This is a genomic window from Reyranella soli (assembly GCF_007992495.1).
Classification (GTDB): Bacteria; Pseudomonadota; Alphaproteobacteria; order Reyranellales; family Reyranellaceae; genus Reyranella; species Reyranella soli.
In genome coordinates, this window is the sequence record NZ_BKAJ01000078.1 from 37687 (window position 1) to 54377 (window position 16691).

The following is a 16691-nucleotide window of genomic DNA, read 5'->3' on the forward strand; positions in this document are numbered from 1 at the left end:
CTCCCTCTTTCACCTCCCCCGTCTTACGGGGAGGCCGGGAGGGGGAAGGCCTCAGTCGATACATCTCCCAGGCGAAGATCATGATCTTCGCCTTTCATAAAACCCCTTTGGAGCTCTCCCCCTCCCTGCCTCCCCCGTAAGACGGGGGAGGTGAAGAATTGAGAGAGATGGATGAGGGAGGCCGTCCCTACCGGATCGGCGGGGCGTACTGCAGGCCGCCCTGGGTCCACAGCTTGTTCAGGCCGCGGTCGACCTTGAGGGCCGAGTCCTTGCCGATGTTGCGGTCGAAGCTCTCGCCGTAGTTACCGACCTGCTTGACGATGTAGTAGACCCACTTCTCGTCGACCCCCAAAGCCTTGCCCATCCCCGGGGTGACGCCGAGGATGCGCTTGATGGCGGGGTTGTCGCTCTTCAGCATCTCATCGACGTTCCTGGAATCGATGCCGTATTCCTCGGCCTCGAGCATGGCATAGAGCGCCCAGCGCACGATGTCGGCGAACTGGTTGTCGCCATGGCGGACCACAGGACCCAGCGGCTCCTTGGAGATGATCTCCGGCAGGATCACGAAGTCGTCGAACGTCCGCGGCGGCGGCACGTTGGCGGCGCGCGTCGCCGCCAGGCTGGAGGCATCGGTGGTGTAGACGTCGCAGCGGCCGGCGAAGAAGGCGGCGCGGATCTCGTCGACCTTCTCGATCACGACTGGCTTGAAGGTCATCTTGTTGGCGCGGAAATAGTCCGCGAGGTTGAGCTCGGTGGTGGTGCCGGGAGCGACGCAGACCGTGGCGCCGTTCAGCTCCTTGGCGCTCTTCACACCGAGCTTCTTGGGCACCAGGAAGCTCTGGCCGTCGTAGTAGAAGACGCCGGTGAAATCGAGGCCGAGCGCGGTGTCGCGGGTCAGCGTGTAGGTGGCGTTGCCCATCACCATGTCTACTTCGCCCGACTGCACGGCGGTGAAGCGCTGCTGCGAGGTGAGGGGGACGTACCTGACCTTCTCGGCATCGCCGAACAGCGCCGCGGCCACCGCGCGGCAGACGTCGACGGATAGGCCTTTCCACTTGCCCTGGCTGTCGGCCAGCATGAAGCCCGCCGTGCCGATGCCGACGCCGCAATTCAGCGAGCCGCGCGCCTTGATGGCATCGAGGTCCTTGCCCGCCATGGCGTTGCCCGACAGCAGCAGACCAGCGAGGCCGGCCGCGGCGGCGATGAACTTTTGCATTGAAGCCCCTCTGTTTCACCTGCTCCCCGGCGCGAGTGTAGAGGCGATCATCCGGCACGCAACAGTCCATATGAAAAACCGCCGCCCTCGCGGGCGGCGGTCTGTTTCAGTTCGATGATGCGTGACTTAGCGAATCGCCCTCAGCGAATCGGAGGAGCGTACTGCAGGCCGCCCTGGGTCCACAGCGCGTTCTGGCCGCGGGCAATCTTGAGCGGCGAGCCCATGCCGACGTTGCGCTCGAACATCTCGCCGTAGTTACCGACCTGCTTGATGATGTTGTAGACCCACTTCTCGTCGACGCCGAGCGCCTTGCCCATGCCGGGCGTGACGCCGAGGATGCGCTTGATGCTGGGGTTGTCGCTCTTCAGCATCTCGTCGACGTTCTTCGAGGTGATGCCGTACTCCTCGGCCTCGATCTGGGCGAACAGCGCCCAGCGCACGATGTCGGCGAACTGGTTGTCGCCATGGCGCACGAGCGGGCCCAGCGGCTCCTTGGAGATGATCTCCGGCAGGATGATGTAGTCGTCCGGGTTCGGCGCGTTGGCCGCACGGGTCGAGTAGAGGCCCGAGGCGTCCGTCGTGAACACGTCGCAGCGGCCGGCGAAGAAGGCGGCGCGCACTTCCTCGACCTTCTCGATGACGACCGGCTTGAAGGTCATCTTGTTGGCGCGGAAGTAGTCGGCAAGGTTGAGCTCGGTGGTGGTGCCGGGCTGCACGCAGACCGTGGCGCCGTTCAGCTCCTTGGCGCTCTTCACGCCGAGCTTCTTGTTCACCATGAAGCCCTGGCCGTCATAGTAGTTGACGCCGGTGAAGTCGAAGCCGAGCGCGGTGTCGCGCGTCAGCGTCCAGGTCGTGGTGCGGACCAGCAGGTCGACCTCGCCCGACTGGAGCGCCGTGAAGCGCTGCTGGGCGGTGGTCGGCACGAACTTGACCTTGTCGGCATCGCCGAAGATCGCGGCGGCGATGGCGCGGCAGGTGTCGACGTCGAGACCCGTCCACTTGCCCTGGGTGTCGGCGGCGGCGAAGCCTGCCACACCGGTGGAGACACCGCAGATCAGCGATCCGCGTGCCTTGACGGTATCGAGATCCTTGCCGGCATACGCCGTACCCGCGGCGCCAACCAGCGTGGCCGCGACGACGCCGGCGGCCAAGTATTTCTTGAGCATTTGTCCTTCCCTCGTGGTTGCCTCTGCCGTCCTGTCAGCCCTCAGCCGGCCGCGGACGACGATGGCGCAATTCCTAGGCGATCGAACCGGCGCGCGCAACGGCGCACGCCAGTTCAACTAAGGCCGATTGCGGCCGCCAGATTACAGGCGATCCACGTTGCTCGAGGAGAAGGGATTGTGGCTCCACGGCTCGGCGCCTTGCAGGCCGCGGAAGCGGTTGTTGTCGTCCTTGGCGCCGGCGGCCTTGCGGATGTCCTGCTGCCACTGGCGATAGGCCACCAGGTTCTCGTTGGCCAGCACGCTGTTGAAGCCCTTGCCGGAAATATAGGGCTGCGGATCGACGAACTGACCGTTCACGATCACGGAGAAGTGCAGATGCGGGCCGGTCGAGCGGCCGGTCGAGCCGATATAGCCGATCAAGTCGCCTTTTTTGACACGGCTGCCCGGGCCCATGCCGTCGGCGAAGCGCGACATGTGGGCGTAGAGCGTCTCGAAGTTGTCGGCGTGGCTGATCTTCACCGTGCGGCCGTAGTTGAAGTAAAAGCCCTGGTGATTGATCATGCCGTCGGCAGCCGCGTAGATCGGCATGCCGGTCTTGCCTTCGAAATCGATGCCGTTGTGGAAGCCGCCGCCGCTCGAGCGGCCGTAGTAGCGGCGCGTGCCGAACGGCGAGGAGATCCGCGCACCACCGCTGGGCTCGGTGAGGCCCGTGTTGCCGAGCCGGCGGCCATTCTCGTCGAACCAGCCTTCGGGCTCGTTGGGCGGCGCGAACCACCAGAACGACTTCTTCGCCGAGCCTTCGCCGATGGCGGCGGCGAGCAGCCGCGGCGCGCCGTCGACGGTGCGGCCCTTCCAGACTTCGACCTTGGTGCCGCCGGTCTGGAAGCCGGCCAGCGCCTCGGTCAGTTCCTTGAGCGTGGCGCTGCTGGCGCCGGTCGAGGCGAGGCTGTTGGCAAGTCCGGAGCTGGCGCTCACCTTCACGAGGCCGACCGAACCGGCCACGACCGAGCGGGCGCCCGCACCGGCGGCTTGGGTCGTGCTCGGCACGCTCGACACGCGTTCGTCGTCATTCGCGGTGGCGTTGGGGGCGAGCTTGTAGCCGTAGGTGCCGTCGGTCCCGCGATGCAGCTCAATGGCCAGCGAGGTCGCGGAATAGAGCTGCAGGGCAACCAGGCGCTTGGGCTTGCCCGCACCCTGCGGCTCCAGGACGGCGCGGCCGGAATTGGTGGTCTTGCGGTCGAGCTGCTCGAGGGCCTTGGCGACGGCGTCGTTGGCGGCCTGAGCGTCGGCCGGGTCGATGTTCAGGGCGGTGAGCTGCTCGGTCACCTGGCCATTTGCACTGATGGCGAAAGGCTGGATGTCTTCGGAGGGAGCGGCCGCCGCCTTGGACGGGGCCTTGAGATGGTTCTTATTGGGCGCCTTGATCTGGGCGATGGACCCGGAGGCACAGACGAACTGAGAAGCGGAAAAAACGAAGGTAGCGATGATTAGGCTTGGGACGATTCGCCAACGCTGGGCGCGTTGATCTCGCGTCGTCTTGAACGCCATCAGCCTTCTCCCGGTCCATTGAAACGCAGTACTATCTCTCCGAGGCCAACAGCGAATACACCGATCCCCCGATCGGCGCCCCACGCCTATGCCCTGCTAAGGTCAAGTGTGGCCACGGATAATCCACAAGTCCAACAAAAAGTTGCAAAAATGCAACACCCGTGAAAATGGGATGTTAGGTCATACGCGGCGGCGTTTAACGCTGCGGCGATCGTGGAAGTGAACGTCGGACAAGTTGTCACTCTGTGCGGCATCGCGCAGGCGCGGACAGTGCGCGAGACGACGGCGACGCTCTTGGGAGCGAAGAACGGCGTGAGGTCGCGATCGCTCAAGTCGCGTCGCTGCAGCATAGGCGGAGTAGGAGGACAAGATGGCCGATCCGATCGAGCTTCTCATCCAGGGACGCGCCCACGAGCTGGGACCGGGCTTCGCGGTGCGCCGTGTGCTGCCTAGCGCCAAGCGGCGCATGGTCGGGCCGTTCATCTTCTTCGACCACTTCGGGCCGATGGTCGTGCCGCCGGGCGGCGACGGCATGGAAGTGCGGCCGCATCCGCATATCGGGCTCGCCACCGTCACCTATCTGTTCGACGGCGGCATCTTCCATCGCGACAGCTTGGGCTATGCCCAGGCGATCCGTCCGGGCGACGTGAACTGGATGACCGCCGGCAGCGGCATCGCGCACTCCGAGCGCACCGAGCCCGAGATGAAGCGCACAGGCTTTCGCATGCATGGCATCCAGACGTGGGTGGCGCTGCCTAAAAGCCACGAGGAGACAGCGCCGTCGTTCGAGCATGTCGAGAAGGGCAAGCTGCCGGCATGGACCGACGGTGGCGCGGCGCTGCGGCTGATCGTCGGCACATACGCCGGCCGCACGGCGCCGACGACGCACTTCTCGCCGATCTTCTACGTCGCGGCGGAGATGCCGGCGGCAGCCAAGATCGCGGTGTCGCCTGAGCACGTGGAGCGCGCGGCCTATGTTGCCGAGGGCAGCCTGACGGTCGGCGACCGCTTGCTGACGGTCGGCGACCTCGCGGCGTTCCACGCCGGCCAGCCGGTCGAGATGATCGCCGGTCCCGACGGCGCGAAGGTCATGCTGCTGGGCGGCGCCACGATGGATGGCCCGCGCCACATCTGGTGGAACTTCGTGTCGTCTTCGAAGGAGCGCATCGAGAAGGCCAAGGCCGACTGGCGCGACGGCCGCTTCGCCAAGGTCCCGGGCGACAAGGAGTTCATCCCGCTGCCGGAGAAGTAGTAGGACGGTTCAAGCGGAGCGCGGACCTCCAGGTCCGCGCTCCAGGAGATCACGACGGGCAAATGTAGCCGCTGCCGCTGGGATTCTTGAAGCAGCCGACAGCCTGCGGCATGACCTGTTTGGGCAGCCACAGGATCGCGCTCGGCACGTAGATCGCGAACACGATGGTGGTCAGGAACACCAGGTAGATCGGCAGCGCGGCTTTCAGGGCTTTCGAGAACGGCACGCCGACGAATTTCGACGCCATCAGCAGGACCAGGCCATAGGGCGGCGTGATCAGGCCGAAGGCCAGGGTGAGGATCAGCACCACGCCCATATGCACGGGATTGATGCTGCCCGCGTCGGTCAACGCGTTCACCAGCGGCATGAAGATGATGATGGTCGGCACCGGCTCGATGAAGTCGCCGACGATGGTGAACAGCAGCACCAGCAGGAGCATGATCAGATGCGGGTCGTTGCCGGCGAGCGAGGTGATCCAGTCGGAGATCACGATGGCGCCGCGCAGGTAGGCCAGCATCCAGCCGAAGGCGGTCGCCGCGGCGATGGTGATCAACGGCAGCGAGTAGATCAGCCCGGCGTAGCAGAAATCGCGCGGCAGGTTGCGGATGTGCCGCGGATTGAGCATCGGGATCACGACCAGCATGATCCAGCACACGGCCACGACACCCGCCTCGGTCGGCGTGAACCAGCCGGTCAGGATGCCACCCAGCAGGATGACGGGGATCATGAGCGGCAGCGCCGCGGCCTTGGTGGCGTCGGTGAACTGGCCGAAGGTGGCGCGCGGGCGGCGGATCCCCTCGGGGCCGAAGAAGTAGCAGTAGATCATCAGCCCGAAGCCGATCATGAAGCCGGGCAGGAAGCCTGCCATGAACAGGCCGGCGATCGACACGTTGCCGACCGCGCCGTAGACGACGGCGGTGATGCTGGGCGGCACCAGCGCCGCGATGGTCGAGGCCGCGGCGATGATGGCGGCGATGAAGGGCGGATCGTAGCCCTCCTTGCGCATCGAGACGCCGAGCGTGCGGCTCATGACGGCGGCGTCGGCGGTGGTCGAGCCCGACATCTCGGAGAAGAACATGCTGAAGACGGCGACGACCTGGCTCAGCCCGCCCTTCAGATGGCCGACCAGCGTGAGCGAGAGGTTGATCACCCGCTGCACGACATTGGCCGAACTCATCAGCTCGCCGACCAGCAGGAAGAACGGGATGGCGAGCAGCGCCTCGGAATCGACGCCGTCGAACATCTTCTGCACGATCGCAGCGAAGGTGACGTCGGTGAAGGCCGCCCCGATCATCACCCCGGCGGTGAGCGAGAACGCCACCGGCACGCCGAGATAGCCGAAGAACAGGAACAGGAACGTCATGAGGCCGAGAACGAGCGTGGCGCTCATGACGGCGTCTCCCTGGCGTCGTTGGCCGCATCGTCCGCCAGTGCGCTTTCGAAGCCGTTGCGCCAGCCGTTGACGAGCTGCTCGAAGGCGAACAGCGCGATCAGGGCGCCGCTGATCGGGATCGCGGCATAGAGCGAGGCGATCGGCGTCATCGACGGCATGCGGAAGCTCGAGAAGCCGCGCAGGAAGTTGATGTAGCCGTACCATGCGAGGAACAGGCCGACCGCAATCACCACCAGGCGGATCGCCGATTCGATCAGCAGCCGCGGCCGGCCGGTGAAGAACTCGCCGACAGCGGCGAGGAACAGATGGTCGTTGCGCCGGGTGGCGACGGCGGCTCCGATGAAGATGCCGTAGATGAAGAAGGTCGAGGTGACCTCCTGTAGCCACAACCAAGGTGCGCCGATGGTGCGGGTGACGATGTCGCACACCACCGCGGCGCAGAAACCAGCGAGCGTGAAGCCGCACAGCATCATCAGCACCGCTTCCAGCCAGTCGAGCGCCCGCCATTTGAGCCGGCGCTGCCGCTGCAGCACCAGCGAACGCTCGCCGTGTGGATCCCCGGCGCCTGAGGTCTCGCTCACTGTGTGGCGCTGATCAGCTGCTGGATCTTCGCGGCGTGCGGGCCGAGGTCATTGGCCATCTTCTCGAGGTAAGGCTGCGCGACCTTCTGAAAGCCCGACTTGTCGACGTCGGTCACGATCTTGACGCCCATGCCCTTGAGCTTGGCCGCCGACTGGGTCTCGAGGTCGAGCGCCTTGCCCGGTTCGACCTTGGAGACCTCGTCGGCCGCCGCCTGCACCCAGCCTTTCTGTTCGGCCGTGAGGCTCGACCACAGCTTGTCGCTGATCCACAGGAGGTTGTTGTTCGCCTCATGCTGGGTCATCGACATGATCGGCGCGACTTCATAGTGCTTGTTCACGAGGTACACGTTGACGCCGTTCTCGGCGGCGTCGACGACGCCGGTCTGCAACGACGTGTAGACGCTGCCGAACGGCATGTGGACGATCTGCGCGCCATAGGCCGGAAACATCGTGTCCTCAGTCGGCGTCGCCTGCACCCTGACCTTCATGCCCTTTATGTCGGCGAGGTTGCGGACTTCCTTCTTGGCATAGATGTTCCGGAAGCCCAGCGTGAGCAGGCCGAGCACGTGCGCGCCCTGCACCGTCTCGTCGACCATGGTGCGGAAGGCCTGCGAGACCTCGGGGCTGGCCAGCGCCTTCTTGAGATGGTTCTCGTCGCGCATCAGGAAATGCAGGGACATGACGCCGGCCTGCGGCGTCAGCGTCGCGGCATTGGCCGACGCGGACAGGCAGAACTCGATGTCGCCTGCCTTCACGAGCTGCAGCACCTGCGGTTCCTGGCCGAGCTGGGCGCCGGGATACTGGTCGATCAGCATCGTGCCCTTGCTGAGCTCCTTCAGCTTGTCGGCGAAGATGGTGGCGGCGATGCCGTAGCCCGTGCCAACGGGCTGGTCGTAGGCGATCTTGTAGTGCTTGGCTTGCGCGTGGGCGCCGGTCGCGGCGAGCGACAGGCCGGCGGCGATGAACAACGCCGATGCAACGCCACGCAGGAATGCCTTGGCCATGTGTTTCCTCCCTCAGGATCAGGCGGAGCGGTCTTGATTGCCGCATCTCGTTGAACTGAGGTTCGCACTTCGTGAGGCGAACGACAATCAGCCAGGCGCCTGGGTGACGGTTTCGTCGACGACTCGGGTTGCAGTCTTTCTGCAATCTCGCCGGAGCACGGACCTCCAGGTCCGCGCTCCGGCAAGAAGCCTATTTCTTCTCCACGTTCCAGAACACGATGACCGGCGAGACGACGTTGCCGCTCACGGTGTTGCGCCGCGCCATCGGCTGCTGAAACTGGCCGAGCGGCACCGTGACGCCTTCGCTCAGGATGCGCGTCTGGACCTTCTCGGCGATCTCGAGCTGCTTCTTGGGATCGCCCTCGCGGATGAACTGCATCCTGAGCTTCTCGATCTCCTCGTCGAGCGGCCAGCCGAACTGGGAGCGATCGCCGCTCGCCTCGGCGTAGTGGTTGTTGACCGGATCGAGCAGCAGCACGGCCGCTGCCGCGGTCTGGGCGATGTTCCAGCCGCCCTGCGCCACGGGATCCTTCTTGGTGCGTCGCGCCACCAGGGTCTGCCAGTCCATCGACTGCACGTCGACCTTGAAGCCGCCACGCTCGAGCAGGGTCTTGGTGACCGGTGCCAGGTTGGTCAGCGTCGGGTTGTCGCCGGTCTGCAGCACGACGATCGGCGTGCCGTCATAGCCCAGCTCCTTCAGGAGCTTGCGCGATTCCTCGAAGCGCGATTCCAGCAGGCCCTGCATGCCGACCGAGCTCTCGAGCGGCGTGCCGCAACCGAACATCGCCTTGCATTCCTTGTAGTAGCGGGGATCGCCGATCACCGCTTGCAGGAAATCCTTCTGGTTGAGCGAGAGCGTCGCGGCGCGGCGATAGCGCACATCGTCGAACGGCGGCTGCTTCCAGTTGTAGCGCAGCACGTAGGTCAGGCCCAACGGATCGAGGACGACCACCTGGACGTCCTTGTCCTTCTCCAGCACCGGCAACAGGTCGTGCGCCACCGTTTCGATCATGTCGATCTCGCCCGACAGCAGGGCGTTCACCGCCGTTTGCGGATCGGAGATCGACCGCCATTCGATGCGGTCGAGCTTGGCGACCTTGCCGCCGGCCAGGCCCGACGGCGGCTCGGCGCGCGGCTTGTAGTCGGGATTGCGGACATAGACGACCTTTTCGCCGGCCTTCCACTCGTCCTTCTTGAAGATGAAGGGGCCCGAGCCGGTGGTGTCGGAGATCTGCTGCGCCACCGGCGTCTCGGCGACGCGCTTGGGCATGACGAACAACGGCACCGACGCCGACTTGGCGAGCGCCTTCAGCATCATGCCGAACGGCTCCTTGAGCACGATCTGGAAGGTGCGGTCGTCGACCGCCGTCATCTCCTTGGTCGACTTGGCGAGCAGGCCGCCCAGCGTGTCCTTGTCGGTCCAGCGCTTGATGGACGGTATGACGTCGGCCGAGGTCACCGGCGTGCCGTCATGCCACTTGAGGCCGTCGCGCAGCTTGAAGGTCCAGGTGAGCTTGTCGTCGCTCACCGTCCAGCTCTCGACCATCTGCGGCTGCGATTCGAACTTGCCGTCGATCGCAAACAGCGTGTCGTAGATCAGGTAGCCGTGATTGCGCACGATATAGGCCGTGGTCCACACAGGATCGACGATCTTGAGATCCGAATGCATGACCACGCGCAGCGTCTTTGGCGATTGCGCCAACGCCGGCCCGGAGAGCAACGCTACACCCGCCAGGGCAAACAACGAACGACGCAACATGACAGCCTCCCTTCAAGGGCGGCGGTCCTAGACGCCAGTGGGTGGCGTCCAGCTCGTTTCTTCGTCGAGTGGATAGACCGGCCGCGGCAACTTGGTCCAAGTGAAGTTCGCCAGGATCGGCGACGTCAAGCCCGGACAGTCGACTTCGTAGATTTGACCGGTGTTGAAAAACTCGTCGAAACCACCCCGGAAATGGCCGCGGCTCTTGACCACGACCACCCGCGCCTGGGCGATATCGAGGCCGAACATCTCGAACTGCATGGGGTCCATGCATTGGCAGCGGTTGGTGATGACAACCAGCTGGATGCCGCCGAGGTCGAGCAGTGCCGAGGGGCCCATGTCGGACGACACGTTCTTCAGCACGCCGCGGCGGCCGACATACTTGCCGTCCGACAGCTTCATGACCTTGGCCTCGCAGTCGAAGGGCAGGGAGAATTCCTGGTGTTCCTGGGAGTTGAACGAGGCGGTGAAGATCGCGCCTTCACCCAGTTCGTGCGCCTTGGCGGCGACGGCGCCATCGTTGAACACGCCGAAGATCACGTGCTGGGCGCGGGCGGCCTTGAGCGCGCGCAGCAGCCAGGTGGTGTTGCCGCGGCCGCCGCCGCCGGGGTTGTCGGCGACGTCGGCCAGGATGATGGCCTTGCGGCGCCGGTCGCGGCCGACCGAGACGGCGAGCTGGACGGCGTCGGCGAGCGACGTCATGGCGCGCTTGAAGCGTTCCTTCATGCCCCAGGCGCGCTTGGCGATATCGAGCGACAGGTCCGCCGCCGCCTGGCGATTGCCGTTGCGCGCCGTCACCACGGCGGTGAGCCCGTTCTTGGGACTGTCGCTGTAGGCGAAGCCTGCCATCACCGAGACGTTGAGGATGTCGCCACCGACCTTGGTCTGGCCGTACTTGATGAGGTCGGCATAGGGGCCCTTGGCGGTCAGCAACGAGATTTGCGGCGGCACCAGCGGCACCTTCACCATGGTGACCGCGGTGCGTGCGCCCGCCAGGCACTCGCGCATGTGCTTGGCGGCTTCGACGCCGCGCTCGTAGATGTCGGTGTGCGGGTTCTCGAGGTAGCCGACGAACACCGAGAGGTTGTCGGTCATCCGGCGCGAGACGTTGGCGTGCAGATCGAAGGTCGAGACGACCGGGATATCCGGCCCGACGACGCGACGGATGGTTTCGAACAGATCGCCATCGGGATCGTCGGTGCCTTCGGCCAGCGCCGCACCGTGGGCGGCAACGAACACCGCATCGAGCGGCGTCGCCGCTTGCAGGCCGGCCTCGATCTCGGCCAGGAACTGCTTGAAGAAATTCTCCTCGACCGGGCCGCCGGGCTGGGCCTGCGAGACGCGCAACGGCACCGGTGTCCAGTTGCCGGTGCGATCCATCTCGGTGAAGAAGCCGGGCAGATCGGGCAGCGTGATCGAAGCGCCCGAGCGGGACTCGCTCACGATCTGGTTGCCGCGGATGTCGACGTCCGTCTCGAAGTCCGCCGCGGTGGTCACCGGCGAGAACCGATTGCATTCGATGGCAAAGCTCAGAACGGCAATCCGCGGATTGTCCTGCGACACGTTTCCTCCTGTTAGCGCTGGCGCGCCAGAAACGCCTCGACCAGCCCGTTGAACGTAGCGGCCTCCTCGAAATATGGCGAGTGGCCGGCATGGGGGATCAGATGTGCTTCCCCGCAGGGCAGGGCTGCCGCGATGGCGCTTGCCAGGAAGGACGGAAAGACGACGTCCTCGCCGCCGGCGATCAGGAGCGTCGGCACGCGGAAGTCCGTCAGTTCAGTGACGGTTCGACGGGCGGTACGGCGCAGCCCCTCGCGCACCTTCGCCTTGTCGAGCGCGCCCGCCATGGTGTCGATGCTGGCATAAAGAAGGTGCAAGGCGGGCGAGCGCGCTGCCGCTGCCATGCCCATCGCCGGATGGATGCCGTTGGCGAGGCCGGTGGCGGCCTTGGCTTCGGCGTCCTTCGCCCATGCACCGTAGACGGAGCCGCCCGACGGATCGGAGGCGCGGCGATCGAGGGTGCCGGAGGTCGAACTCAGGACCAGCGCCTTCACCTTCGCCGGATGCGTGATCGCGTACTCGAGCACCGTCCAGCCGCCCATCGATTGGCCGACCAGCCGCACGTTGGGGAATTTGAGATGATCGATCAGGGCTGCGAGGTCGGAGGCGTAGTCGGCGGGGTCGGGGCCGCCGTCGATCGCACTCGACGGTGCGAAGCCGCGATGAGCGAACGAGACGCACGTGTAGTGCGGGGCGAAGTGCGCGACCTGCTGCCACCAGCTCAGGTGATTGCCGCCCAGGCCATGAGCGAACAGCAACGCCGGCCCACTGCCCGACACTTCGTAATAGAGATCGCCGAACGGCCGCTGCAGTCGGCCGACGCTGCGCGCCGGCGCCTTGTAGGTCATGGAGATGGAAGCCCTCTTAAAAGAGGACCAGCGTAGAGCCCACGACGCCCAACGGCCAGCGGCCCGCAGCGAACAGACGAAACTTGCTTTCGAACGGCGAGGCGACGTCTTCCGCCAGACGCGCCAGCACCAGTTGATAGGCCGCCTGCGCGGCCGCGCCGGCAGCGACGTGGATCGAGGCCCTGGCCGCGCTGCCCATGCGCGAGGCGGCGGTGGCCGCCTTGCCGTGCACGATCTCGCCGACCTCGGTGGTGAGCTCGGTCAGCGCCGTCCACAGCTCGCGCTCGGGATAGCGCGCTTCGGCTTCGGAAAGGAGTCGCTGGCGCAACGCCTCCTCGCGGTCCCACCATGCCAGCGACCAGTCGGGCGCCTTGAGCACGCGTTCCGCCTCGGGCCAGTCATGGGCCTGCACCACGCGCAACGGGCCGAGCCCGAGGGCCGTGGCATAGGCGGTGGCGTCGCCGCGATCGCCCTCGGTCAGCAGCTCGCCCAGGGCGGCGAACCAGGCCGCGACTCTGGCTTCTTCCTTGACCCGCTCCAGCAGGGCAGTCGGCAGGATCTCCCTGACATGAGGACGAGACGATCGCGTGTCGGCTTCCTCCCGCCGCGCTCTTTCCTGATCGGGCAGGGACCGCTTCACGTCCTCACGCCGCCTGCTTCACCTCGGGCAGGGTCAGGTCGTACTTGGCCGCCACCTCGGTGGCGCGCTTCATGAAGTCGGCGCGCATCTCGTCGTTGGTGCGCTGCTTGATGTTCCACTTGCGGAAGACCTCGTTGTTCTTCGACTTCGAGCCGCCGAAGAACGAGGGCAGGTAGGGGAAGTACTCGTCGATCGCGGCCTGCAGCGTGGCCTTGCCCTCCGGCGTCTTGATCAGCTCGGCGGTGAAGTCCTCGCCGAACTGCGCGTGGAAACGCTCTTCCGGCATGGTCGCGCGCGCAAGATTTCTAAGCGGATGGAACGTGCAGTGCAGCAGGTCCTCGACCTGCAGGATCTCGGCCAGGTCGGCCAGAAGCTTGATGGCGACGAACTCCTCCCAGGTCTTGAGCGGGAACTCGAAGATCGATAGTGGCCGCTTGCCGGTGCCCGGGATCATGCGGCCCTCGGGGATGCCCATCTGCACGCCGAGCTGCTTGAAGCGCACGTGATGGCCGTACTCCTCCATGGCGACACGGCAGGTCAGCCATTTGGCGTAAGGCGTCGGCGCGTAGGCGATCGCCGGCTCGTCGAACACCTGCGCGCCGTAGAGTTCATTCACGGCATGGCTGATCACCAGCTTGGCTACGGCCTCGCGATATTCCTCGGGAGCGGCCTTCAGCTCCTCGACGGTCTTGACGACGATGGGCTCGCTCATGGTGGTCTCCTCAGACGAGGGGCTCGGTATTGAAGGCTTCGAGATCGGTGGTGAGGTCGGTGAACTTGTCGGCGAGCTTGGCGCTGAGATCCTGCGCCAGCGTGGCTCCGGCTTCGATGCGCGCGACGGGGCGCGGCTGGCCGAACAGGAACACCTCGCGGCCGCGCACGCCCAGCAACTGGCCGGTGATGCCCTTGCCGGCCGGCGAGCAGAGCGCCGTCACCAGGTTGGCGACATGGTGCGCGCCGATCTTGAGCGCACGTTCCTTGTAGGCCTTCTGCGCGTCGTTGGCCGGCTGGATGATGTCGGTAACGCGGGTCCGCGCGAACGGCGCCACCGCGTTGGCGGTGATCTGTGCGCGGGCGAGGTCCATTGCCGTGACGCGCGTCAGGCCGAACAGGCCCGCCTTGGCGCTGGCGTAGGCCGCTTGGCCGAGATTTCCGTAGAGACCGGCCGATGACACGATGTTGACGATGCGGCCCCAGTCGTAGCCGCCGGCACCGCCGCGACCGGCCTTGCCCTGGTCACGCATCACGGCCGAGGCAGCGTTGATGAGATAGAAGGCGGCCGACAGGTTGTTGCGGATCACCGCATCCCAGTCGCGCGGATCGGCGCGGAAGACGAAGGCGTCACGCAGGATGGCGGCGTTGTTCACCACGATGTCGATGCCGCCGAAATTCTTCACGGCCGTCTCGACCAGCCCCTTGGCCGCGCCGGGCGAGGCGACGCTGTCGGCGAAGGCGAACGCCTTCTTGCCCAGCGCCGCCGCCGTCTCCCGGGCTACCGTCGGATCGCCGTCCTCGCCGCCGATCGAGGCGCCGTTGTCGGCGATGATGACGCTGGCGCCCTCGGCGATCAGCGCTTCGGCGATGGCCCGGCCGATGCCGCGGCCGGCGCCGGTGACGATGGCAGCACGTCCTTCCAGAAGGCCCGTCATAATTCCGCTCCCGTTTTCTTGCCCGCGCTCGCCATCTCGGCTGCGGTGTAGAAGGCGTCGGCATGGATATCGATGCGGCGCATGCCGCGCTGCTCGAACAGCTTGGTTGCCGCTTCGACCATGACCGGCGGGCCGGCGAGGTAGGCCTTGCAGCCGTCGAACTCGTCGAAGTCCTGGGCGACGGCCTCGTGCACCAGGCCCAGGCGGCGTTCTTCGCTCTCGCCTTCGCTCAGCACCGGAATGAAATGCAGGTTCTTGTGGGTCTCGGCCAACCGGGCGAAATGGTCGTGCAGGTAGAGGTCACGTTCGCTGCGGACGCCGAAGTAGAAATAGATGTGCTGCGGCAGCGCCTGCTGCAACGCCCGCTCGATCACCGACTTGATGGGCGCCATGCCCGAGCCGCCGGCGATGGCGATGATCGGCCCGCGATGGGTCTCGCGCAGGTAGGACGGGCCGAACGGACCCTCGACGCGCACATGGTCGCCGACCTTGAGCTTCTCGGCGACGTGCGTGGAGGTGGCGCCGCCCGTCGTGCGGACGTGGAACTCGAGGATCGGATCGCCCGGCACGTTGGCCATCGAATAGTCGCGCGGCGGGCAGCCCTCGAAGGTCACCGAGGCGAACTGGCCGGCCGAGAAGTCGAACGGTCCACCCGAGACGACTTTTAGCCGGATGCGCTTGATGTCGTGCGTGGCGTCGTCGAGGGCCACGACCTCGCAGTCGAGCAGGCGGCGCGGATGGACGACCAGGTCGTCCTCCTCCAGCCAGGCGACCTCGCTGTCCTCCCAGGGCACGGCGCGGCAAGCGAGGATCAGGCCGCGCTCCTTCTCCTCGTCGGAGAGCGCGAACTCTGAATAACCCTCCATCGTCACCTCGCCCTTCACGAGGTGCGATTTGCAGGCGCCGCAGTTTCCGGATTGGCAACCGAACGGATAGGAGAGGCCGGCATCGAGCGCGGTCGACAGGATGGTGGCCCCGGTCGGAACCTCGATGGTACGCTCAGCCTGGACGATACGGACTTTGAAGCTCATCGGGCAAACGCGAGAATTTGTTTGATCCCCAAACAATCTCCGTTTACCACTCCCGGCATGGGTCGTCCACCCGCCAAACCGTCCGCCTCGCTGGATCGCGGTCTTCTACCGTCCTTGCTGGGCTATGTGCTGCGCCGTGCCCAGTCGGCGGTGTTCGATGATTTCGCCAATACCTTCGACAAGGCGGGCGAGGCGCTGACGCCGGGCGAGTTCGGCCTGCTGGTGCTGGTCGACCGCAATGCGGGTCTCAGCCAGATGGCGCTGGCGCGGGCGCTGGGCATCGACCGCTCGACCCTGGTGCCGATCCTCGACCGCCTGCAGGAACGCGGCCTGCTGATGCGCCACCGCTCGCCGACCGATGGCCGCACCCACGCGCTGGCGCTGACGCCCAACGGCGAGAAAGCGCTGGCGCGCTTTGCCCGGCTGGTGCGCGCGCATGAGAAGCGCATCGCCTCGCAGCTTTCGGCCGCCGAAATACGAGTGCTGATCGACCTTCTCGAAAAGGTGCACGCAGGCGCGCGTTCGTTATAGTCCGCGCCGCATGAACTCGACCCATCCTGATTTCGCCAGCGTCGACATCGGCGCGCTGAGCGACGCCGAGGCGCTGAAAATCCTCAATGCCCGCACCACCGAGCCGGTCAAGATCCTGAACGGCGAGGTCATCGAGCTCGATTCGAAACGTGGCTTCTGTCGCTTCCGCTTCGAGATCGTGCCGGCCTTTTGCCATTCGCAGGGCCGCGTCTGCCAGGGTGGTTTCCTCACCGGCATGGTCGACACCGCCATGGCCCATGCCGCGATGGCCAAGGGCAGCTTCGCCAACGCCGTGCCGACCCTGGAGCTCAAGATCAGCTTCCTGGAGGCCGCCGGCCCGGGCTTCGTGACTGCCGAGGGCCGTGTGGTGCGCTGGGGCGGCTCGGTCGGCTTCCTCGACGGCGACATCAGGGACGAAAAGGGCCGCCTGGTGGTGCACGCGACGTCGACGATCAAGATCGTGCGGCCACGGAAGTAAGCGCCGGGGGGCGCGCGACTCCAGTCGCGCGTCAT

Annotated in this window: 16 protein-coding genes; 3 read left to right on the forward strand and 13 right to left on the reverse strand. The window is 65.9% G+C overall.

Going from position 1 to position 16691, the window contains the following annotated elements:
* Nucleotides 1-187: 187 nt before the first annotated feature.
* The 3 genes from RSO01_RS22830 to RSO01_RS22840 all read right to left on the reverse strand — a co-directional run bounded on the left by RSO01_RS22830 (nt 188) and on the right by RSO01_RS22840 (nt 3930).
* Entirely contained in the window at nt 188-1216 is a 1029-nt protein-coding gene (locus RSO01_RS22830; protein ID WP_147151770.1) for an amino acid ABC transporter substrate-binding protein, read from the reverse strand.
* A 140-nt stretch (nt 1217-1356) separates the two neighbouring features.
* Nucleotides 1357-2382 (reverse strand): amino acid ABC transporter substrate-binding protein, encoded by a 1026-nt coding sequence (locus tag RSO01_RS22835; protein ID WP_147151771.1) that lies wholly within the window; start codon nt 2380-2382, stop codon nt 1357-1359.
* Between the two features lie 141 nt (nt 2383-2523).
* The gene (locus RSO01_RS22840; RefSeq protein ID WP_147151772.1) at nt 2524-3930 is read right to left on the reverse strand and encodes a M23 family metallopeptidase; all 1407 of its coding nucleotides are present in this window, start codon (nt 3928-3930) and stop codon (nt 2524-2526) included.
* Nucleotides 3931-4300: 370 nt separating this feature from the next.
* On the opposite strand from RSO01_RS22840, the gene RSO01_RS22845 reads away from it, so the two are divergent.
* The gene (locus RSO01_RS22845; protein WP_147151773.1) at nt 4301-5182 is read left to right on the forward strand and encodes a pirin family protein; all 882 of its coding nucleotides are present in this window, start codon (nt 4301-4303) and stop codon (nt 5180-5182) included.
* Nucleotides 5183-5231: 49 nt separating this feature from the next.
* Here RSO01_RS22845 and RSO01_RS22850 read toward each other — a convergent pair whose 3' ends face one another.
* The 10 genes from RSO01_RS22850 to RSO01_RS22895 all read right to left on the reverse strand — a co-directional run bounded on the left by RSO01_RS22850 (nt 5232) and on the right by RSO01_RS22895 (nt 15647).
* A complete protein-coding gene (locus tag RSO01_RS22850) occupies nt 5232-6572 on the reverse strand; it encodes a TRAP transporter large permease (RefSeq protein WP_147151774.1) in 1341 nt (446 codons plus the stop codon).
* Nucleotides 6569-7156 (reverse strand): TRAP transporter small permease, encoded by a 588-nt coding sequence (locus RSO01_RS22855; protein ID WP_246158678.1) that lies wholly within the window; start codon nt 7154-7156, stop codon nt 6569-6571. The genes RSO01_RS22850 and RSO01_RS22855 overlap by 4 nt, the downstream gene beginning before the upstream one ends.
* Nucleotides 7153-8160: a TRAP transporter substrate-binding protein gene (locus RSO01_RS22860; RefSeq protein ID WP_147151775.1), complete on the reverse strand. Its 1008-nt coding sequence runs from the start codon at nt 8158-8160 to the stop codon at nt 7153-7155. Before RSO01_RS22860 ends, RSO01_RS22855 begins: the two co-directional genes overlap by 4 nt.
* A gap of 190 nt (nt 8161-8350) precedes the next feature.
* Nucleotides 8351-9919, reverse strand: coding sequence for an ABC transporter substrate-binding protein (locus tag RSO01_RS22865; protein ID WP_147151776.1), 1569 nt, complete (start codon nt 9917-9919; stop codon nt 8351-8353).
* Between the two features lie 27 nt (nt 9920-9946).
* Nucleotides 9947-11482: a M81 family metallopeptidase gene (locus tag RSO01_RS22870; RefSeq protein WP_147151777.1), complete on the reverse strand. Its 1536-nt coding sequence runs from the start codon at nt 11480-11482 to the stop codon at nt 9947-9949.
* A gap of 11 nt (nt 11483-11493) precedes the next feature.
* Complete coding sequence (locus RSO01_RS22875; protein ID WP_147151778.1) at nt 11494-12327, reverse strand: alpha/beta fold hydrolase; 834 nt, start codon at nt 12325-12327, stop codon at nt 11494-11496.
* 16 nt (nt 12328-12343) lie between these two features.
* Nucleotides 12344-12967 carry a hypothetical protein gene (locus RSO01_RS22880; RefSeq protein ID WP_147151779.1) on the reverse strand — a complete coding sequence of 208 codons (624 nt, stop codon included), beginning with the start codon at nt 12965-12967 and terminating at the stop codon, nt 12344-12346.
* Between the two features lie 4 nt (nt 12968-12971).
* Nucleotides 12972-13679, reverse strand: coding sequence for a Phenylacetic acid catabolic protein (locus tag RSO01_RS22885; protein WP_147151780.1), 708 nt, complete (start codon nt 13677-13679; stop codon nt 12972-12974).
* A gap of 10 nt (nt 13680-13689) precedes the next feature.
* Nucleotides 13690-14616, reverse strand: a complete 927-nt coding sequence (locus tag RSO01_RS22890) for an SDR family NAD(P)-dependent oxidoreductase (protein ID WP_147151781.1) — start codon at nt 14614-14616, stop codon at nt 13690-13692.
* Nucleotides 14613-15647 carry a 2Fe-2S iron-sulfur cluster-binding protein gene (locus RSO01_RS22895; protein WP_147151782.1) on the reverse strand — a complete coding sequence of 345 codons (1035 nt, stop codon included), beginning with the start codon at nt 15645-15647 and terminating at the stop codon, nt 14613-14615. Before RSO01_RS22895 ends, RSO01_RS22890 begins: the two co-directional genes overlap by 4 nt.
* 57 nt (nt 15648-15704) lie before the next feature.
* On the opposite strand from RSO01_RS22895, the gene RSO01_RS22900 reads away from it, so the two are divergent.
* Together RSO01_RS22900 and RSO01_RS22905 are read left to right on the forward strand one after the other, a co-directional pair.
* Nucleotides 15705-16178 carry a MarR family winged helix-turn-helix transcriptional regulator gene (locus tag RSO01_RS22900; protein ID WP_147151783.1) on the forward strand — a complete coding sequence of 158 codons (474 nt, stop codon included), beginning with the start codon at nt 15705-15707 and terminating at the stop codon, nt 16176-16178.
* A 10-nt stretch (nt 16179-16188) separates the two neighbouring features.
* On the forward strand, nt 16189-16656 hold the full coding sequence (locus RSO01_RS22905; protein ID WP_147151784.1) for a PaaI family thioesterase: 468 nt from the start codon (nt 16189-16191) through the stop codon (nt 16654-16656).
* Nucleotides 16657-16691 lie beyond the last annotated feature (35 nt).